Origin of the sequence: Halostella pelagica, from assembly GCF_004762015.1 — an archaeon.
In the GTDB taxonomy this organism is placed as follows: domain Archaea; phylum Halobacteriota; class Halobacteria; order Halobacteriales; family Natronoarchaeaceae; genus Halostella; species Halostella pelagica.
Genome location: NZ_SJES01000005.1, coordinates 1 through 20,217, shown reverse-complemented (window position 1 = coordinate 20,217; position 20,217 = coordinate 1). Strand labels below are relative to the sequence as shown.

The 20,217-nt window shown below is 59.8% G+C and carries 19 protein-coding genes and 1 tRNA gene; 13 read left to right on the top strand and 7 right to left on the bottom strand.

Translation table 11 applies throughout. The features are described from left to right. The first annotated feature begins 81 nt into the window (after window positions 1-81). Genes EYW42_RS12575 through EYW42_RS12565 form a run of 3 tightly spaced genes read left to right on the top strand, consistent with a single transcriptional unit; the run spans window position 82 to window position 2,488 of the window. Window positions 82-360, top strand: coding sequence for a hypothetical protein (locus tag EYW42_RS12575; RefSeq protein WP_135535643.1), 279 nt, complete (start codon window positions 82-84; stop codon window positions 358-360). Next, entirely contained in the window at window positions 357-815 is a 459-nt protein-coding gene (locus EYW42_RS12570) for a response regulator (protein ID WP_135535642.1), read from the top strand. The genes EYW42_RS12575 and EYW42_RS12570 overlap by 4 nt, the downstream gene beginning before the upstream one ends. After that, the gene (locus tag EYW42_RS12565) at window positions 815-2,488 is read left to right on the top strand and encodes a bacterio-opsin activator domain-containing protein (protein WP_135535641.1); all 1,674 of its coding nucleotides are present in this window, start codon (window positions 815-817) and stop codon (window positions 2,486-2,488) included. The genes EYW42_RS12570 and EYW42_RS12565 overlap by 1 nt, the downstream gene beginning before the upstream one ends. A gap of 51 nt (window positions 2,489-2,539) precedes the next feature. Here the strand turns inward: EYW42_RS12565 and EYW42_RS12560 are convergent, their stop codons facing one another. Next, on the bottom strand, window positions 2,540-2,884 hold the full coding sequence (locus EYW42_RS12560) for a DUF7113 family protein (protein ID WP_135535640.1): 345 nt from the start codon (window positions 2,882-2,884) through the stop codon (window positions 2,540-2,542). Window positions 2,885-3,242: 358 nt separating this feature from the next. Between EYW42_RS12560 and EYW42_RS12555 the strand changes: the two genes are divergently transcribed. Together EYW42_RS12555 and EYW42_RS12550 are read left to right on the top strand one after the other, a co-directional pair. Next, window positions 3,243-5,081, top strand: a complete 1,839-nt coding sequence (locus tag EYW42_RS12555; protein WP_135535639.1) for an ATP-binding protein — start codon at window positions 3,243-3,245, stop codon at window positions 5,079-5,081. A gap of 33 nt (window positions 5,082-5,114) precedes the next feature. Further along, the gene (locus tag EYW42_RS12550) at window positions 5,115-5,543 is read left to right on the top strand and encodes a universal stress protein (protein ID WP_135535638.1); all 429 of its coding nucleotides are present in this window, start codon (window positions 5,115-5,117) and stop codon (window positions 5,541-5,543) included. Here the strand turns inward: EYW42_RS12550 and EYW42_RS12545 are convergent. Together EYW42_RS12545 and EYW42_RS12540 are read right to left on the bottom strand one after the other, a co-directional pair. Next, the gene (locus EYW42_RS12545; protein ID WP_135535637.1) at window positions 5,540-5,782 is read right to left on the bottom strand and encodes an amphi-Trp domain-containing protein; all 243 of its coding nucleotides are present in this window, start codon (window positions 5,780-5,782) and stop codon (window positions 5,540-5,542) included. The two genes, EYW42_RS12550 and EYW42_RS12545, sit on opposite strands and share 4 nt — an antisense overlap. A gap of 272 nt (window positions 5,783-6,054) precedes the next feature. After that, a complete protein-coding gene (locus EYW42_RS12540; protein WP_237561326.1) occupies window positions 6,055-7,194 on the bottom strand; it encodes a KaiC domain-containing protein in 1,140 nt (379 codons plus the stop codon). Between the two features lie 201 nt (window positions 7,195-7,395). On the opposite strand from EYW42_RS12540, the gene EYW42_RS12535 reads away from it, so the two are divergent. Then, window positions 7,396-8,220 (top strand): NAD(+)/NADH kinase, encoded by an 825-nt coding sequence (locus EYW42_RS12535; RefSeq protein WP_135535636.1) that lies wholly within the window; start codon window positions 7,396-7,398, stop codon window positions 8,218-8,220. A 165-nt stretch (window positions 8,221-8,385) separates the two neighbouring features. Beyond that, window positions 8,386-9,321: a GTP cyclohydrolase MptA gene (gene mptA, locus EYW42_RS12530; RefSeq protein ID WP_135535635.1), complete on the top strand. Its 936-nt coding sequence runs from the start codon at window positions 8,386-8,388 to the stop codon at window positions 9,319-9,321. A gap of 416 nt (window positions 9,322-9,737) precedes the next feature. Here the strand turns inward: mptA and EYW42_RS12525 are convergent, their stop codons facing one another. Continuing rightward, window positions 9,738-10,541 (bottom strand): TrmB family transcriptional regulator, encoded by an 804-nt coding sequence (locus EYW42_RS12525; RefSeq protein ID WP_135535634.1) that lies wholly within the window; start codon window positions 10,539-10,541, stop codon window positions 9,738-9,740. Between the two features lie 61 nt (window positions 10,542-10,602). Then, window positions 10,603-12,249 (bottom strand): DUF255 domain-containing protein, encoded by a 1,647-nt coding sequence (locus EYW42_RS12520; RefSeq protein ID WP_135535633.1) that lies wholly within the window; start codon window positions 12,247-12,249, stop codon window positions 10,603-10,605. 115 nt (window positions 12,250-12,364) lie between these two features. Here EYW42_RS12520 and EYW42_RS12515 point away from each other — a divergent pair, with 115 nt between their 5' ends. The 6 genes from EYW42_RS12515 (at window position 12,365) to EYW42_RS12490 (ending at window position 18,718) form a co-directional block, all read left to right on the top strand. Beyond that, window positions 12,365-12,874: an FxsA family protein gene (locus tag EYW42_RS12515; RefSeq protein WP_135535632.1), complete on the top strand. Its 510-nt coding sequence runs from the start codon at window positions 12,365-12,367 to the stop codon at window positions 12,872-12,874. Window positions 12,875-12,958: 84 nt separating this feature from the next. Next, window positions 12,959-13,032 (top strand) — tRNA-Ile (locus EYW42_RS12510). A gap of 626 nt (window positions 13,033-13,658) precedes the next feature. Further along, window positions 13,659-14,954 (top strand): tyrosine-type recombinase/integrase, encoded by a 1,296-nt coding sequence (locus EYW42_RS12505; protein WP_135535631.1) that lies wholly within the window; start codon window positions 13,659-13,661, stop codon window positions 14,952-14,954. Between the two features lie 1,165 nt (window positions 14,955-16,119). Beyond that, window positions 16,120-17,151, top strand: a complete 1,032-nt coding sequence (locus EYW42_RS12500) for a hypothetical protein (protein WP_135535630.1) — start codon at window positions 16,120-16,122, stop codon at window positions 17,149-17,151. Window positions 17,152-17,274: 123 nt separating this feature from the next. Beyond that, a complete protein-coding gene (locus EYW42_RS12495) occupies window positions 17,275-17,784 on the top strand; it encodes a hypothetical protein (protein ID WP_237561325.1) in 510 nt (169 codons plus the stop codon). Beyond that, window positions 17,720-18,718: a tyrosine-type recombinase/integrase gene (locus tag EYW42_RS12490; protein WP_135535629.1), complete on the top strand. Its 999-nt coding sequence runs from the start codon at window positions 17,720-17,722 to the stop codon at window positions 18,716-18,718. The genes EYW42_RS12495 and EYW42_RS12490 overlap by 65 nt, the downstream gene beginning before the upstream one ends. 781 nt (window positions 18,719-19,499) lie before the next feature. On the opposite strand, the gene EYW42_RS12480 is transcribed toward EYW42_RS12490, so the two are convergent. Both EYW42_RS12480 and EYW42_RS12475 read right to left on the bottom strand, forming a co-directional pair. After that, window positions 19,500-19,979: a hypothetical protein gene (locus EYW42_RS12480; RefSeq protein WP_135535628.1), complete on the bottom strand. Its 480-nt coding sequence runs from the start codon at window positions 19,977-19,979 to the stop codon at window positions 19,500-19,502. Window positions 19,980-20,098: 119 nt separating this feature from the next. Then, window positions 20,099-20,217: integrase core domain-containing protein (locus EYW42_RS12475; protein ID WP_161972926.1), on the bottom strand; the 119-nt coding region annotated here is incomplete at its 5' end.

Below are 20,217 nucleotides of genomic sequence, written 5' to 3'. Positions count from 1 at the left end.
ATACTGTACGAATCCAGTTCGATACGGCGATCTACTTTGCTACCTTAAGTTTTATTTCGCCTGGCGGCTTTGCAACGGAGGATGAGCGACGGACTTCGAGCGAGGGGCCCGGACGACGCCACCGCGCCCGGTCTGGCGACACGGAACGCCACCGGGGGCCATATCGCACGTCGTCCTCTCGACACCGACGGCAACGCCCGAAGGGTGAGAGACATCCCCCGTGAACCGGACGTGCCGACGGATCGGACTCGCGCCCGACTAGCGTCCGTCGGACGGCGAGAGGGCGACAGTCGAGTCGCGTCCGGACTGTGGACGTGGGCGACACGCTCGTTCGCGTTTCCGGGAGGGCGGTCACGGTGAGTGAACGGGCCTTTTCGCACGACTCGGCGGACATTCTGCTCGTCGAGGACAATCCGGGCGATATCCGACTCACGAAGGAGGCGTTCAAGGAGGGACAGATATCCAACACGCTCCACGTCGCGACCGATGGGATCGAAGCGCTGGATTATCTGTACCGTCGTGACGGGTACGAGGACGTTCCCAGGCCGGACATCGTGCTTCTCGACCTCAATCTCCCGCGCAAGAACGGTGACGAGGTGCTCGAAGAAATCAATGAAGACTCCTCTCTCTCGTCGATTCCCGTGATCATCCTGACGAGTTCGGACGCCGAAGAGGACGTCATCAGGTCCTACGAACTACAGGTGAACGCGTATCTCACGAAACCGGTCGACCCGGACGAATTCATCCGAACCGTACGGTCGTTCAAAGCGTTCTGGCTCTCGGTCGTCCGGCTACCGGCACACGAGGAGGCATAATGCAGGAAAGTGAACTCACAGTCCTCCTGATCGAGGACAACCCCGGCGACGCACGGTTGTTCGAGGAAATGCTTCAGGACTCGGAAGAACTCCTCCAGCGCGTCGACCCTGACGAGGCGGATCCAGTCGTTCCGAACGTACGACACGAAAAGCGCCTCTCCGACGGCCTGGAGTTTCTGTCCGAAAACGCTGCCGACGTCGTCCTCCTCGACCTGAACCTACCGGACAGCACCGGACTCGACACCCTGTCCGAGATGGTCGAATCAGCGGAGATGACGCCGGTGATCGTTCTCACGGGGTTAAACGACCGGAGCGTCGGCGTACAGTCGATCCAACACGGCGCGCAGGATTATCTCGTGAAAGACGACGTGACGAGCGACGCGCTGGTTCGCTCGATCCATTATGCTGTCGAACGATCCCGTCAAGCGCGAGAGCGCAGGCGTCGGAACAAGCAACTGGAGTCTCTGAATCGCCTCAACAGGATCAGCCAGGACATCACTCACAGCGTCATCACGACGTCGTCGCGCGACGAACTCGAAGCGGCGGTCTGTGAGCGACTGGTCGAATCGGACGCCTATCATTTCGCGTGGATCGGGTACATCGACCGCGGAACCAACCAGATCACGCCCCAGGTGGCGGCGGGAGTCGAAGATGGGTATCTCGACGATATCACCATCACGGTCGATGACGATACTACCGCCCAAGGACCGACGGGAAGGGCCGTCGAGATACACGAGGTACAGGTAATGCAGAACGCACAGACGGACCCCGAGTTCGAACCGTGGCGCGAGCAGGCGAAAGAGCGCGGCTATCGCTCGTCGGCGGCGATCCCGATCGGTCACGAGGACCTGCTCTACGGCGTCCTCAACGTGTACGCCGAATCCGCGAACGCCTTCTCCGAACCGGAGACGCAGATCCTCGGGCGACTTGGCGACGTCGTCGGGCACGCGATCACCGCCATCGAGCGAAAGGACGCCCTGATGAGCGACACCGTCTTCCAACTGGAGTTTCAGGCCGACGGGTTCGCCGAGGAACTGGTTCGTCTCTCTACCGAGCAGCCGTGTCAGATAAGTATCAGGAACCTGCTGCACAGCAACGAGATTCTCACCGCGTACGGAACGGCGAGCAACGTCTCCCCGGATCAGTTCGGAGACGCGATAGAGCGGTCAGAGACGGTCGACAACTACCGGCTCCTGGCGGAGCGAGCCGACGAGATCGAGTTCGAACTGTCGACTTCCGCAGGTCGCTCACTGTACGAGGCGGTCGCCACCCACGGCGGTCGCCTCCACTCTGTCACGATCAGCGACGGGGAGTTCAGGTTCCTCGTCGAGTTCCCCCCGGGCCGGGACACGCGCAAACTGACTGACCTGGTGGTGGAACACTGTCCCGGAGCGACGCTTCTCGCGAAACGAACAGCCCAGCAACACGACGAGGAGGTGACTGACCCTCGTTCGATACTCGAAACCCGACTCACGGAGAAGCAACGAACTGCGCTCGAAACAGCGTATTTCGCCGGACACTTCGACTGGCCGCGAGCCAGTACCGGTGAGGAGGTAGCTGAAAAGCTCGACATCTCGCCGTCGACGCTCGCCCAGCACCTTCGGACAGCCGAACGGAAGTTCTTCGACGCCGTGTTCGAAGACGGGGCGGACGAAACAGACACCGGACAATGACATCCTCCCCGGCGTTCACGCCGGGACTCTCTCGCCGTAGGAGGTCGGCCGTTACACTTCCGCTCCGGGTTCTTCTTTCTCGACTGTGACCTCGACGTCGTCACGGCTGACGCCGATGCGGGCGAACTGCGTGCGGATGTACTCTTTCGCCGCGTCGAGCCCTTGCTCGCGCGTGTCGAACCCGCGCGGCATCGGCGACTCGAAAGCGATCTGGAGTTCGCGCCCGTTTATCTCCTGTGTCGTGCCGCCGCTCTCGACTTCGTAGAACTCGTCGCAAACCCACACGTACGGGGCGTCTTCGTCGGGCGCACCCTTGAACGAGGGTGCGCGCTCGCCGCGCTCGTACAGCGTGCCGGTCAACTCGGTGCCGCCGGCCTGGCCGCGGACCAGTAACATAGCCCGGCGTATGTCAGGGCGAGGAATAAGGCTATGGATGCTCCCGATGTGGTGCCGGTCTCCCCGCTCGGACACCGAGTGACACAGCGCCTGCGGCCGGGGCTGGCGCGACGACGATACACCCCACACAGCTGATAGGGTCGTGCGCACCTATCGGAGTCACTGCACCCTGATCGCACGACGCCGATGTGATCAGCGTGTAAACCGTTGCAGTGACTACTGTCCTTTCGACCCATTTCCACCCGGTGGGCCGCTTGTGTGTCGGATCACGAGTGATCTGACAGCGTGGCCGGAAGAAACACGCAGACCCTATCGCGACGTGAGAAAGGTTTTAACAGAACGTTCGCATGTCAGGGGTATGCCCGACCTGGGAGATTACACGGAGTACGACTCCGCGGAGGACGCGGAGGAAGCGTCTGCGGACGACACTGCCGACGCCGCGGCGGCCGCGGGCGACGAGACGGACGCGTTCGAGGAGGTCGACGCGAGCGTCGCGGGCGAGGACCGCGGCGTCGGAACGGTCGCCGTCTCCGAGGGCCTCTGTATCGGCGAGGAAGCGGACGAAACGACGCTCCGTGCGTACGTGACGGCCGTCAACCGCCCCAACGTTCGCATCGGGAAGTACCTGCTCGTCCCCTACCCCGACGAAGGCGGCGGAGGTCGAGGGACGGCCGGCGAGAAGTTGTTCTGCCGGATCACCGCCCTGGAGTACGTCCAGGAGTACCGGAGCGACGACGCCACGGAGATCCACGCCCGGCGGGCGATGCGTAGCGACGGCATCGACGAGGCGGACTACAAGTTCCTGGCGACGCTGGAACCGGTCGCGATCCTGTACGAAGACGGTGACGAACTGAAGCGCCGGATGACCGACCGCGTGCCGAAACCCGAGACGCCCGTCCGCGAAGCGACCGACGCCTCCGAGATCAAAACAGGTCTGAAGATGCCAGACGACGGCGTGTTTCTCGGCCACCTCTCCGTCGGCGGCGAGAAGGTCCGGACTGCCGCCGAACCGCCGACCATCGACTACCGCCTGAAAGACGATTACGAGGACGGCGACCCCCTCGTCTTCCGGCACACGCTCGTCGCCGGTGGGACGGGGTCCGGGAAGACACACGCATCGAAGAACGCGCTCCGACAGTTCCTGTCCGAGGAGCGCACGTACGAGATGGACGACGGCCGGCAGGCCCGCGCCGCGGTCGTGCAGTTCGACCCGCAGGACGAGTACGCCCAGATGCACGACGACAACCCGGCCATCGAGGACGCCGACCGCCGCCGCTTCGAACGCGAGGGGATTGCTCACGGCGGTCACGACGACACGAAGGCGCTAGTTCCGGTGGTCGACGGGACGAGTTACGGCGCGGACCACCACCGCGCCGAGCAGGTCGAGTTCACCATCCCGTTCTCGATGGTGAAGGCGAACCGCTGGCTCATCGCGGGCGGACAGTTGAACGACAACCAGTTCAACGCGCTCGACGTGCTGGTCGACCGCTTCTTCCGACAGTACGGTGACGGCGGCACCTACGAGCAGTTCCGCTCGTTCCTCGACGACCCGGCGCTACGCGAGGAACTCCACGAGAGCGGGTCCGTCCACGAAGCGACGTTCGACGCAGTCAAGCGCCGGGTCCGTGGGTTCGGCGACGTGTTCGACGGCGACGCCCGCCCGATCACCGAGCAGATATCGGAACTGGTCCGTCCCGGCGGCCTCACCGTCGTTCCGACGTACCACGTCAACGATACGCGGGCAACCGAGGTCATCGTCCTCGCCGTCTCCAGCCTACTCATCGACCAGAAACTGTCGAACGCGCCGACGTACGACCGGATCAAGGAGACGCCGCTCGTCGTCGGGATGGACGAGGCCCACAACTTCCTCACGGACGCCGAGAGCGTTCAGGCCAGGAAGGTCATCGGGAAGTTCACCGAAGCGGCGAAGCAGGGCCGCAAGGAACGACTGGGGCTCTTTCTCATCACTCAGGACCCACAGGATATCGCGGACTCCGTGTTCAAGCAGATAAACACGACCGTCGTCCTCAATCTCGGCGACGAGGACGCCATCTCGTCGGTTAACATCCCGTCGAACTTGGAGGGGAAGGTTCCGTACATGGAGAAGGGCCAGATGGTCGTCTACTCGCCCGACAACTCCGAACCCGTCGAACTCATCGGCCTCCCGAAGTGCCTGACCAAACACGGGCGGGAGTAGGGCTTTTACTTCTCGGAGAGCGTATACGAGTACATGACGAAAAAGATACTCTTAGCGTACGACGGGTCGCCGCAGTCGGAGAGCGCCCTCGAATACGCACTTGACGAGCATCGGGACGCGACCCTGGTCATACTGAACGCTATCGACCCGGGAGAGGCGGGGTACGGTTCGCAGGCCGCGGTGCCGAGTTACCCCGAGGAGTGGTACGAACAGGCACGAGACTCGGCCAAAGAGACGCTCTCAGAGGCCGAAAAGCGGGCGAACCGTGCCGGCGTGGACGTCGAGACGACAGTCGAAGTCGGCGGTCCGGCAAACACCGTCGTCGAGTACGCGGAGGAAAACGACATCGACCACATTATCACGGGGAGCCACGGTCGGACCGGCGTTTCCCGTATCCTCCTCGGAAGCGTCGCTGAAACGGTGATCCGGCGCTCACCGGTTCCGGTGACTGTCGTGCGCTAGCCCTGCGGTTTCCAGCTTATCTCCATCGATATCGTCTCGCGGTCGCCCCGCAACAGCGTCGACCGCTCGACCACCTCGATGTCGCAACTGATGGCCTCCGCGGGGTGAAGTTGGACTCGTCGGTTAGCGACCGGGACGCTTATCGGTCCCTCGTCGGCCATCTGTTCGCCGAGACGCTGCAGGTACTCTCCCATCTCCTTCCGGTTCATCCGCTGAGTTGCATCCGTCCGCTGGACCATGTCGTGGGCTACGACGAAGACCCGGAAAAGAATGGACCCATTACACGTTGGCTCCGAGGGCTGGCGGGGGTGAACACGGAACGTTGCGGCCGGGAGCGCGGCGCGAGGCAGAGCGCCGAGCGTCGCGCGACTCGGGGGAGGGCAGGCCTGCGAACGAGTCAGGCAATAGATCCGCGAACGATCGAAGCGAGTGAACGGCCTTTTTTGATCGATGTTTTTTGGCCGAGTGGTGTGCCCGCTGAGCGAGCACGCCCGAGGCGAAAAACGTCGTCTTAAAAGATATTCGCCTGCCGATACACGCTCAGCCCCTCGCCGGTGATCTCGTAGGGCTTCGTCTCCCGGGAGTGGTTGGCGTCCCGGATCTTCTGTATCTCGATGGCGAGGCGGGTTTCGCGGAAGTCCGAGGGGCGAACGTACTGGAGGACGAAGACGGCGTCGGTGAGGTATTCGACGATGCCGTGACGGGAAGCGTAGTCGTTGTCCTCGCTGGCCTCGCTCGTCATCAGCGTCGTGATTCCGGCGCGTTTCAGGCTCTTGGTGAAGTCGTATATCTCGTTGCGGCGGGTGGCGCGGTCGTCGTACATCATCTCCAGCAGGGAGACTGAGTCGAGGACGAGGCGAGTCGCCTCGAACTCCTCGATAAGTCGCGGCAGTTCGCTCCGGATGGAGGCGAGACTGTTTGCCATCTCGATAGGGTCGATAGCGACGACCGCTAGCTGTCCGTTCTCGACGTACTCGTCGAATTTGAACCCCTTCTCGGTCGCGCTGTTGACGACGCGTTCGCTGCTCTCTTCGAGCGTGATGTAGACGGCGCGTTCGTCCTGTTCGAGCGCCTGGTGGAGGAACTGTAGCCCGAACGTGGTCTTTCCCGTCCCGGCGCTCCCGATGGTCACCATCAGCGAGCGCTCCGGGACGCCGCCCTGGATCATCTCGTCTAACCCGTCGATTCCGAGGTCGATCCGGTCGAGTTCAGACTCGAACTCCTCGTCGTCGAACTCGTCGCCGAACCCGCCGCCGCTACCGAAGTCGGTACCGCCGAACCCGCCGCCGAGGTCATCGTCCCCGAACTCACCGCCCATACCGAGATCCTGGTCGACCGCTGGGTCGTCATCCACGGCCAGAGATTCGCCGAACCCGGCGGCGTCGTCCGTTTCGCTTTCGCCGGTTACCCCATCCGATTCGGAACCGGTGAGCGCGGACGCGAAGTCCTCCTCGAACAGCGGCTCGTCCGTCTCGTCGTCGTCCGTCTCTTCGTCGTCCGAACCTGTCGACGGAGCGTCGGGCGAATCATCGTCCTCGACCGTCGTCGAACTGTCGTCCATCGTGGGTTCGTCGCTGCTCTCCTCGGACTCCCGTTCGTCCGCGTCTGACCCGATGGCTTGCTCGAACCAGTCGTCGGCGTTCTCGGTCACGGCGTCCACCCCGACAGACCGACAAATCCGCAGATGCGGGCACGGTCATCCGGTCGGACGCGTGAGGTTTCTCTCAGCATGACGGTTCGGGGGACACGAGCGGTTTGGACGTGTCCGTACTACGTAAGCGTAGACTTCTGTAACTAAATAACCCTTGTTGCCAGCGGGGAGTTTTTCACCCAGCGCCGGCAACGGCCATACATGCACGTCGGTTTCGTCGGGCAGAAAGGCAACGATAGCGCCGCGGAACTCGTCGGTGAGATCCGGGACCGACTGGTCGACGAGGGCGTCGAGTGCTTGATAGACGACGCGACCGCCCAGCGTCTCCGGGTCGAGGGCGTCCCCGCCGAGCGCATGCGCGACTGCGACCTCGTCGTCAGCATCGGCGGCGACGGGACCTTCCTGTTCGCGGCCCGCGGCGCGGGGTCGACGCCTATCATGGGCGTGAACCTCGGCGAAGTCGGGTTCCTCAACGCCGTCTCGCCCGGTGACGCCGTCGATGCCGTCGCGGAGGAGGTGCGGCGGCTCCGGGAGACGGGGACGGTGAGACACCGCGAGGTACCTCGGCTGCAGGCCGAGAGCGAGAACTGGTCGCTCGACCCCGCGATCAACGAGGTCGTCGTTCAGGGGGAGCAACGCGGGCCGGGACAGGGGGCCGATATCACCGTCGAGGTCGACGGGGCGACGTACACGAGCGGTCACGCGGACGGCGTTTTGATCGCCACCCAGACCGGGAGTACGGCGTACAACCTGAGCGAGGGCGGGCCGCTCGTCAGGCCCGGCCTGGGCGCGCTCGTCGTCACGGAGATGTGTGCAGCGGACGGGATGCCGCCGCTGGTCACCGGCGACGACAGCGAGGTAACGGTACACGTCGACGACGCGCCAGCGGGATACGCGATAAGCGACGGCCGAACCCAGCGGGAACTGTCGCTGCCCGCGACAGTCCGTGTGTCGAGAGCCGACCGGCCAGTTCGGATCGCCGGGCCCGAAGTCGACTTCTTCCAGGCGCTCGACAAACTCGACTGACCTCGCGCCGCTCGATATAGCAGTCACTGAAACGATTCACACGCTGATCGCATCGCTGTCGTGCGAGCAGGTGTGCAGTGACTTTCAGTGACGGCTATAGCAGGGGACTCGACAGAACTCCCGGTTTCGAAAGGCCTAATCGGATACTTTCCTTAGGCGTATTCAATGAGTGAGCAACTGCCGGACGTGCAGGCGTCGCGGCCCGACGTCACTGTCGGCCTGAGTCAGGTCGGCGTCACCGGCGTCGACAAACTCGTGAAGATCGCGCGAAACGGCAAGCGGCCTATCGTTCTGATGGCGGAGTTCGAAGTGTTCGTCGACCTTCCGAGTTGGCGGAAAGGTGCGGACATGTCCCGTAACATGGAAGTCATCGACGAGGTGCTGGAAGAGGCCGTCAGCGAGGAGACGTACCGCACCGAGGACGTCTGCGGCGACGCCGCCGAGCGACTACTGGAGAAACACGACTACACGAGCAAGGCCGAGGTGTCGATGGAGGCCGAGTTCGTCGTCAAGGACGAGACGCCCGAGAGCGAGAAACCCACGCAGGGAACCGTAGACATCATCGCCAGCGCCACGGCGACCGAGGACGGCACGACCGAGGAGATCGGCGCTCGGGTCACGGGCATGACCGTCTGTCCCTGTTCGCAACGCATGATGAGCGAGCGCGCTCGGGAGAAACTGGAAGACCTCGGCGTCGAAGAGAGCGAGGTCAAGGAGTTCCTGCAAGCGGTCCCGCAGGCCGGCCACGCCCAGCGCGGCCACGCCACGCTGACCGTCGAGAGCGAGGGCGCACCCGAAGTCGACCTCATCGACCTCATCGAGGTCGCCCGCGACTCCATGAGCGCCCGCATCTACAACCTCGCGAAGCGGCCCGACGAGGACCACATGACCTACGAGGCCCACGCGAACGCGAAGTTCGTCGAGGACTGCGTCCGCTCGATGGCCGAGGGGGTCGTGACCGAGTTCCCCGACCTGCCCGACGACGCCGTCCTCACGATGAAACAGTCCAACGACGAGTCGATCCACCAGCACAACGCCCACGCCGAGCGACAGGTCGAGATGGGTACCGTCCGCCGCGAGATCGAAGCGATGCAGGAGTAATTCGGTTCTTCTCTCTACCTATCACTGCGGTCGTGTAACGTCGCCCAGCGACAGTCGAACCGTTTTCCAGTTTGGTCTTGACCGTATTGGTCACCAGATCGGTCGACAATCCATCAGAAGGCGCAGCCACGCTGTCCTGCGTGAACGGAGTGAGCGCAGTCAGAAGACGGAGGGAGGGCAGGCACTCAGAGCGTGCCCCAGCGGCCGCTGGCGTCTTCGCGAGCGGAGCGAGTGACGGTTCGGGATAGCAACTCTCGCCCGGTGACTCGCGCAAACTGGCGGCCCGTAGCGATTCTGGCGGCGGTGCTGAAAAACGCCTTCGGCGTTTTTCGCATGCCAAAAACGGCGCGGTGCGCCGTTTTTGAGCACATTGAAAGGGCGCAGCGAGGCCTGCCAAGGCCGAGCAAGGGCTTTCTTTAGAACGAGAGAGGTTCCGCCTCCTCCCACCGCGGCAGGAACTTCTCGTGGATGTCGGCGGCGAACTCGGGGTCTTTCAGGTCGATCATCGCGAACGGTTCGTCGGTATCGAGGGGGTTGGGAACCTGAATACAGACCTCGACGCCGTCGAGAAGGTTGAACGTGCCGCTGATGTCGGAGTTAGTCCGAACGCTGAAGTCGGGATGAGTCGACAGCGTCCGGCGGTATCGCTTGCCGACTGTTTCGGGGAGCGAGTCGACGAGGCCTGGCGTCATCAGGAGGTCTATCTCGACGCCGCGGTCGAGCGCCTCTTCGAGTTGGTCCGTGATGAGGACGCCCACGTCGCTGATGTCGAACTGAGGCGAGCGGTGGGTAGCGACCATCACCAGCCGTCGGTCGGCCGCCGTGAGCCGTTCAAGCAGCAGGTCGGTCGTCTCCTCGGGGCCGACGGCGGCGGTCCAGAACTGCTCTTCGACGGGGTCGGCAGCGTCGAGTTCGTCGCTCAGGTCGTCGACGATAGACTCGTACTGTTCGGCCTGTTCGTCCAGTTCGCGCTTCTTGTCCTCCAGCAAGCGGTCGAGCGCCGTCGACGGCTCGACGGCGACGTACTTCTTCGGGCGACTCGCGGTCTGACTCCGGACAAGGTTGTACTGTTCGATCGTGTTGAGAACGTCGTAGATACGTCCCATCGGCACGTCGCTGGCGCGTGACAACTCTTTTGCCGTTGTCGGACCGGTGTTGAGTAAGGCTCGATACGCGCGCGCTTCGTATTCAGATAGCCCGAGATCCCTCAAACTCGACATATTGGAGGAACGGGGCCGGAGAAACATAAACGCACCGGAGGTTTGTATTCGGGATTATGTTTCAGTCGACGCGCTCGGCGACGAGGGCGGCGAGTTCCTCGGGCAACGCCGCGGGGTCGGAGACGCCGTCGTCTGTCACTACGTAGGCGTTACCGCGGTCGTACGCGTCGCCGCTCGCGTCCGGGATCACGACCTTCTCGTGGTCGGCCATCCGAAGAGCAGCACGGTGCAGGTCCGAACCCGCGTCGTCCGCGACAGCGATGGTGAGGTCGGGACGCTGCAGGCGGGTCGCGACCGCCGCGTAGTGGGCGGCCTGGGGCCCGAACCGGTCGCTCGCGCCGGCGAAGGCCTCGACGGCGTCGCGGGCGGCGTCACGGTAGCGCTCCGTGCCGGTGAGCGCGTGCAGGTCGAGTAGCGCGTCGGTGAACTCGATGTTCGCGTCGAGCGGCCGAAGCGGTCGGTCGAGGAGCGCAGGTCCGCTCGCGGGACCGTCCGTGAACGACCCCGCTGAACGCAACTCGTCGAGCGCGTAGTCGGCGAGACACTCGGCCGCGTCGAGGGTGTCCGCGCCGAGAACCTGCCGGGCCGTCGTGAGCGCCGAAACGACGCGGGCGTGGTCCGAGAGAAGGCCGCGTTCGCCCGTCTCGTCGCCGTTGCGGTAGTGGATCACGCGGTCGTCCGCGATCAGGTCCGCCCGGACGTACTCCAGGGTTCGCTCCGCGTACTGTCGGGCCCGGTCGTCGTCGGTGTAGGCGTAGTACGTCAGGAGAGCGTCGACAGCGAGGGCGTTCCAGTCCGCGAACACCGTGTCGTCGACGGACGGTTCCGGCGCGTCCTCGCGCTCGGTCGGGTCCAGCGCGTAGTACTCCGCGCTCTCGCCCGCGGCCTGACTGCCGGCGAACGCCTCGCCGGTCCACAGCGTGGTCGTCAGGAACTCCAGAGTCTTCTCGGCGGGGTCGCGATACTCCTCTTTCCCGGTGTAGAGATAGGCGTTGGCGAACGCGCGAACGAGAGCCACGTTCGTGTCCAGCACCTTCTCGTACTGGATACCGCTCCAGTCGCTCTCTGTCGCGTACCGGTAGAAGCCGCCCGCGTAATCGTCGAGCAGGTTCGCGCTGATGGCGTTGAGACTGCGCAGCGCCTGGTCGCGCTCCCGCTTCAGCGCGAACTCGACGGTCCGGGGCATCGGGAACTTCGCGTCGCTCCCCCACCCGCCGGCGGTCTCGTCGTACGCGGCGCGGAGCTGGCCGACCATCCGACCCTCGACGTCGTCGGTTATCTCACCCGATGGCGTGTCGTTGCCCTGCACCGAACGTGGGACGCTCCCCGCCGAGGTCCCTTTGGCGTCCCACATCTCCCGAACGCTGTCGATGACTTGGCGCATCCCGTCGGCACCGAGATAGCCCGCGCCGGTGAGCACTTCGCCGTCGGGCGTGAGAAACACCGTCGACGGGAACCCGCCCATGTTGTACCGCTCGCTGACCCGGGGGTGGCGGTCAACGTCGACGCGGACCGGAACGAACCCGTCGTTGACGTTCGCGGCGATTCGGGGCTCGGAGTACGTCGTCTCGTCCATCTCGTGACAGTGGGTACACCAGGTCGCGGCGAGCGAGAGCAACACTGGTTTGCCCATGCGGTCGGCCGCCGCGAACGCGTCCGGTCCCCACTCGCGCCACTCGACCCGCGTGGCCGCAGCACTGTCGTCCATATCTCCGGGTTGGTTCGCCGCGGCGTAAGGGCTTCGCACCGCGACCGCTCGCCGCTGGCGCTTCGCGCGACGGTCGGGATAAAGGGTTTTGAGGCCGGCACTGGAAGTAACATGCATGCTCTGGTGGCTGCTGGCCCTGTTGTTGATCCCACTGCTAGACGCGGTGTTTCTCGTATACGTCGCCGTTGCACTGCTCGGCGGCCTGGAGACGGTGCTCCTCGTCGTCCTCACTGCGCTCGTCGGCATGCTCCTCGTCCGCGCGGAGGGGCGACGGACCATGCGGAAACTACAGACGACGCTCGGCAAGGGGCGTCCCCCGACGAACGAACTGCTAGACGGCGGCCTTCTCATCGCCGCCGGAGCCTTCCTGCTTACCCCCGGCCTCGTCACTGACGCCATCGGCTTCCTGCTCGCGATTCCACCGACCCGGGCGCTGATCCGCGGCGCGCTCAAGCGCTGGGTCGTCACGCCGTACATCGAGGACAAAACCGGCGGGTTCGCGACCGGTAACGTGTACACCTTCGGGTTCCCAGATTCCGACGACGGCAACGCGTCCGAGGACACCTACGACCTCGGCAACGACGCTTACGATGTCGATCTCGACGACGACGAGACGGCCCGATAACACACCGACGGCGGACCGGTCAGCGACACTGCAAGAAGGAAACTCTTAAACAATACCACCGACAACCGCTAAATGCGTTCGAACGGGCCAATAGCTCAATTAGGTTGAGCGCTCGGCTGATAACCGGGAGGTTCGCGGTTCAAATCCGCGTTGGCCCATTCAGTTTCTGAACGCTTCTTAGACATCCGATATCGGCTGTTTTAGCACCTTTCGTCCGCGAAAACGGCATTTGCGGATTTCGGTGCCCCCTCGAATTCGCGCGTTGTCTCATGCAGTTTCTGACGGGGGGTCTCCGCCGTCCGGGATTCTGATTAGCCGAAACAGCTCTAGGCGGCATAAACATTTGGATAATTGGTGACAATATGCATGGCTAGTCGGATCGGATATCCAGTGATTCTACCCCGATAAGAGAAACTAACGATGGTGATCGTTCCCGGCGTTAATTTCCAGTACTAGTGCGCGCCAGTTAGCCCTTGCAAGAATATCACGGAATCATTGGCCCGTAGGTAATTGTAGTGCTACCCATCCCGACGCATGTCAGATTGGCCCCTTGTTGAAGCTCACTTCCGGAACAGTTCCAGTAGCAAGCCGGAACTCATCCTTTGATCCGCTCAAAGTATTAATCAGATGCTGAAACCGGCTGTTACCTCTATGAGTGCTTGTACTTTCAGAGCGTTACCCGCTGATTTCGTGGCGGATGGTCGAATAGATCTCCAGAGGGGACGTGGATTACTCCTCTGAGCCAAGGGTTTAAAAGCGGACCTTTCATTCATTTCTGTGATTGATGAGCACAGACGACGAAAATATCGCGCATCTCCCGGATCTTCCCGCGAAACTGGCTAGCAGAATCAACAACGTGGCAGTCAGCCCGGGAGATGACGAAACGATAGTTGGAAACGGAGAAATCGAGCTGACGAGCGAGCATCCGGTTAGCGTTGTGGAATACTTCCTCGCGGTCCACGTTGACGAGTGGAGCGAGTCAACGTACAAGGACTATTCCTACGACTTGACAAGATTCTTGGAGTATTGCGAGTATGCCGACCACGACGACCTGACTGAGTTGTCTTCGCGCAATCTCCAAGGATTCAAGCAGTGGCGAAAGCGAGACGAAAACGTTGGGTTGGCCTCCTTACATGGACAACTGGCGAACATTCGTGTCTTCATCCGATGGTGCGAGAAACTTGAACTCGTAGACGTCGGGCTCGCAGACGAGATGGATTTGCCCGACCTTGATCCCTCGGACATCGTCTCGCATACGCGCCTTGAACAGGAATCTGCAGAACGGATACTGAAGTACCATCAGCAGTTCGACTACGTAACCCGTGAATTCGCTGAATTCGCACTGATGTGGGCTGTCCTCACTCGGCTCGGCGGCGTTCGGTCCCTGGATCTGGACAACTACGACCGAGATGAAGGATTCATCGTATTAGAACACAGGCCCGAAGAGGGAACTCCGTTGAAAAACGGTGAGAGCGAGGTCGAGGGCGAAGGTGGAGAGCGTGAAATCAACTTGCCGGAGGGGACCTGTGACATTCTGAACACGTACATCGACGGAGCTGGTGATCCTAATCAACCAAAGCGTATTGAGGTCGAAGACGAGCACGGACGAAAGCCTCTGTTCACGACGAAATACGGGCGTGTTTCAGAGTCCACCCTCCGACGCGATCTTTACCGAGTCACCCAACCATGCCGGTACGGACAAAGCTGTCCCCACGGCATTGACCCTGCTACCTGTGAAAACAGGAACGACAATGACCTCATCAGTAAGTGCCCATTCAATGTATCACCCCACCCGGTTCGTCGAGGAGGTATCTGTTACCAACTGAAACAGGGCGTGCCAAAGGATACCATCTGTGAACGGGCAGACGTGTCGCGCAAGGTTCTGAATAAGCACTACGATCTCAGAACGAAGGAGGAAGCCCGACAGCAACGCCGTGATGAGCTACGAAAGCATCTAGAGGGATACGAGGATGCACCGCAGGAAACGAATAAAGATTCGTCACTTCTGCGGCGAGAGTTGCCGTTGGTTGCCGACCTTGTATCGGTCAAAGACAAATACCTCAGGGGCTCACGGAATTAAGCGCGTATAATGAAAGGTCTCTCAGGCTATGCTGCCTTTGTTGGACTGACGGGATTCAACTTTGCCCTCATGGGGATTGGATTTGACCCGATAGCTTGGGAAGTCACCGTTGGCCTATAGCACCAAACTGAGTACAACTCCTGTAGGCGCACCTCGAATCGTTTCCCACTACGTCTACTCGACAAGAATGCTTTCTGCGGCCGGCATTTCGATAGGATACTGTTTTGCTAACGGGATTGGGTCCAATATTTCGACTTGTGTAATCGTCGCTACGTTGTTTTTCTGCATCGTCGAAGCCTTCGATCCGAATTACCGGGACTGAACCATCCGTATTCTCCCTCCAGGTTACGATGGTTGTATCGAGTTGATCACCGCACCAAGCCTTCGCCTTGTCACGCCACGACCATGCTGTCACAAGCGGTACAGCGTCCCATTTGTTGGCGCGAGCGATCCACACCGTCACGGCGGCGTCAACTTTATCTAAATCCATTGTATCTCCATCGCAAATTCACCAACTTAGCGGCTTGTAGGCTTTTTAACCTGATAACCCGCTATTCTCTTGGGTTCGAATGTCATGCGTGAGGTTCCCCCTGAACAACTAACCCTTTAGCATCCGGGATAGGTGCCAATTGAACTGTCCCGGTAGCTTCTCCTACCTCATACTGGTCTACTGCACTGCTCGTCTCAGAATTTGTCCATCCCCCTTCGCTACCGAGCTGCATTTCAATCCAGTCCTGTGCATTATCGTAGTTCGAGCGAACCACGGCCTGATTTTGGGGTTCGGAAGTCGCGGATATCCAGACATAGACCGCCTTTGGCTCATCTCCAACTTGAGTCATTGTCTCACCAGAACATTAGTGATTGGTTGACTAATACACCTGTAAAACAGATCATGAGGACATTCCTGCGATGCTATCGCTGTTGTATAGTTGTCTCGTGCCGGATTAGATGGTATCAAGCAATCCCGCTCTAAGAACGATAGGCGCGAGTCACGTCGACAACCAGATCCAATGAGAATGTGAGGTTAATTTCGAGTGTTCGATCCTACCTATTTTTCGGTTGAGTTGACAATTCCTTGAATACGATCTAGCGCTCTAACTATATGCATGATTGCGCTACCCTCTCCAGTACTGAGCTTTAAAGATGACCAGCTGAAATATAATACATGCCAAAGGATGGAACGTCTGACAAGACAGCTGGAAGAGAGCAGAAAGAAGAAACGGAAGATGAAGGTACTGGATCTTACCCCGACGACTACTTCCCACCCGATCTCCGCAACCCAATGTCATCCGCTGGAGCCGAAATGGCCGTAGACCCGCGCCTTCCCGAAGAAGCAATTACTGAGAAACGCACACGAACTGAGCTGCCAATAAATCAGGGCGTGAATCTGCCGATAGAAAAGATTGGAGGGGTAGCTCTGACAGGGTCCCACTTGGATAGATACGGGATCACTTTAGACGAGGGTCGGTTTATGCGAGCGGTCGTGAAGGCTATGAACCGCGAATTGCAGGGCTACAACCTTACAGAGTCCATGATCGGCATTAAAGACCAATACGATATTGATGAGGAGAAACTAATTGATGCGGGGTATCTCAAACGGCACACTGGAGTCGACCGTCGCGCGTACTACACGATTCTGCCCACCGGCCAACAAGCCTGCCGGGCGAAGAAGAAACAGGGCCGTGAAATAGGAGACATCGGCGCAGATACTCCACACCGCGTCGGGATAGACCTCGCCCGAAGTTACTACGGATCACTCTCTGAGGTGTGTCGCGTTGAGTTAGCAGTCCGAGAGAATGGGAAGGTGGTTGACCTTCTCGTGATTGACAAGGAGGGCAAGCGTAGTGCTATTATTGAGGTTGAAGGCGGCCGGGTGAACGCGGACCCAAACATATCCGCTCATGGATCGTCCGGCATCAACAATTACGATTCAGTCCGAGCAGACTATCGGATGTTAGCAGACTCGCCCGGTGAGTCGATATGGGTTGTTCGCAACTACGAGATTGCAGGAACATTGCTACGAGCACTGAGTAGCGGCGATAACGTCCCATTCACTCTCCCGAAATATATCATTCAATCAATTGAGAACACAAATATGCGGATCAAGACGATGAACAAAGACCATATTGCACCACTGCAAGATGACGGTATCCATGAAATAGTGACGTTTAGGCAACTTCGAAATTGGCTCCGATAAGACCTAATCAGCAACTGCTCGTTGAATTTCACATGGACGGTCATTGTCAGTGCTCCATTCGAATACGAATTGGCCCCATTCATCATATGGGATATATATGCTTTCACCGACGTGTGTTGGTAAATGGCTACCACCTCCGACGATACATACTCACTGGAAGACGCCAAGGAGGAGATCGACATCCTCTACCGCGTAGAAGACGACGTGGTCGACGCAATCCAGAACGCGGAAAGCGAGGACGTTCTGCGGTATCTCATTGAGGAACAAGAAATAGATGAGGTCCACGATGGAAGGCGTGGCCTCGGAGCTGTCAGAAGGGCAGTTCTGGAATCACCGATAGCGTCTGACCGTCTCAAGCGGATCGTGAGTCTCAGAGTTGACGAAACCCCGGAGGATATCTTAGTACCGGGTGACGTGCTGCGCAATGCAAAGGTAGCACTTGAAGCGGGCAAGCCGTTGGTTCTCTATGGCCCGACGGGAACGGGGCGGACACCCTACGTGGTACGCTCGGTCTCTTCCCCTGCAGTTCCGCTCGCCAGAAACCTTCTAACGAGGGTCCGTGACAACAATGACCACGGGAAGAGACGGCTTGGAACCATTAGCACCCGATCAGGGACAGCGCTTATTCCTTGATCACAAGGCGACCGACTGTACAGAATCGACGGTCCGGAACCACAAGTACCGGACGAACCACTTCGTCGAGTGGTGCGAGGAAGAAGGAATCGAGAACCTCAACGAGCTGTCGGGCCGCGACATCCAGCAGTTCCGACTCTGGCGTAAGGAGACCGCTGATATCAACAACCTCACGCTCCGGATGAACATGAGCACGCTCCGCGTGTTTCTGAAATGGGCTGGATCGGTCGAAGGCGTCCCTGAGAACCTCTATAACAAGGTAATGATTCCGCGCGTCAGTCGGGAAGAGCGACAACGCGACGAGACGCTGAACTCTGAGACCGCACAGGAGATCCTGGACTACCTCACGAAGTACGAGTACGCATCTGTCGAGCACGCGCTGCTCAGTCTCCTTTGGGAGACCGGGATGCGCATCGGCGGTGTGAACTCACTTGATCTCGACGACGTGAGTTTCGAGCAAGACCGCATTCGACTCGTCCATCGACCCGACACGGATACAACGCTGCAGAATGGACAAGGCGGCGAGCGACTGGTGGCTATGACGCCCGAACTCGGCGACCTGCTCAAGAACTACATCAACGACCGGCGTTACGAGGTCACTGATGACCACGGCCGGGAACCGCTGTTCACGACCAGTCACTACCGGATGAGTCGAGATACTATCCGAAAGGTCATCTATCGAGTCACCTCGCCATGTTACCATGGGGAACCGTGTCCGGACTGCGAGGAAAAACCGAACGCGAAGTGCCCCAAGGCAGTTTGCCCACATGCTGTCCGCAAAGGCAGTACCACGCACTTCCTCTCGGAAGACGTTCCCGTCGAGATCGTTAGCGACCGGATGAACGTGAGTCAAAAAGTACTGGACCTGCACTATGACAAGCGTTCGGAGGAGGTGAAACTGGAACAGCGGCGTGGCTATCTGGACAACATCTAACGGTCGTAGAACACGCCTCCCGTCAAAAACATATTTTTTGACACCGCAGCAGCAGATTGCGTGTTGACCCCTCAGCGTACGTTTGCCGACTTATCGCTCGACTGGTGCGAGAGGAACGGCCGCCATTACCTTCCCTGGTGAGAGCCTGGACGTTCGGCGTTCGAGATTCTAGTCACGGAGATACTGCTGTAACGGACGATAGTAGACGCAGTTTCCTACGTATACATCCTATTCGTCACTCGGGACTCTACCCCCGAAGCCGTCGCCGCTACCCCCTCAGACACAGTCCAGGAGCGGATTGAGCCACTTGACTGGCGAAACACGCGGAATTCATCCAGCGATACTCCCACCAGTTACTCGTCTGGCACGCGGGCCGCGTGCCTCAACAGCACTCTGATGTGTTGGAACTATACGACGTTGTCGAGTACACCGTGCACTCGGTGCTGATACACGCATACTGCGTGGGCGTTTCCGCTGTAGATACGAACGTCAGGTGGTTAGTGGCTCGCTCCTTCGACATCAACCCGAACTCCGGAGCGATTGGCCTCTTGCGGACGGGATGTCTCCATTCCAGCGGAGTAGCGACTTCCACCACGCCATGTTGGACTTCGCTGCTGCCGTGTGCACTGCGCGCTTTCCGCAATACGATACGTGCTCGATTGAGAACGCCCGCTACAGGGTAACCCCGAGGAATAAATAAGGAGTTTCCTGAGTCGCCGTGCTATGATCCGGTATTCTACTTACTAATTCTAAAGGACAAAGAGCACGTCGGGATCGGTCACTAGACTTCCCCCCGACAATTCTCGACAAAGTCTTCAACGATCTTTTTGAACTCATCGAGCCTGCCGGTCGCTACGAACTCGTCAAAGTCTGTTTCTTTCGTGTCATGAGGCTCACCACTCAGAGACTGAAATTCCCTTTCGTATTGGTGGTAATCGTCCGAGTCCCATGGAACTAATTCCTCCGAATTATTTCGAAGTGGCCTCTCAGCCGGCCAAACCTTCAGTTTTCCATTCACATTTGCCGTAAAAACGCTTATATTATTTGGATAGTCGCCTCGGTGAGCATCTACCTTTACTTGGAAATTAGCATTCTTTGCCCCGCGAATCTTGACATCATCACCGATAGTCTTCCCGAACTCGTAGAGTTCAGTGAACGCCTCAGCAATCTCGGTAGAAATTTCTCCCTCATTCTGTTTCCTCTCTAAATCTGATAGCAGTTCTTCCTCAGATTCAACGTACGCCGGGCCTGTTCGAGACACTGTACCCAACATCAATCACCTTACATCCCTAAACACTTCGCACTACCATCATCTATCAAGTGGGTAAAAAGAAGCCGAAGTAGTCACTATAAAGGGGAGCTTCAGAGAGGGGGCACTGTCTAGTTTAGCACCTCTGCTGGCGTCTGTCCGTTGAGTGACTGGTGCGGTCGCTGCGTGTTATAATAGTGTACGAACTGTTCAAGCCACTCTCTGACGCTCGCCCGACTGCCGACCCACG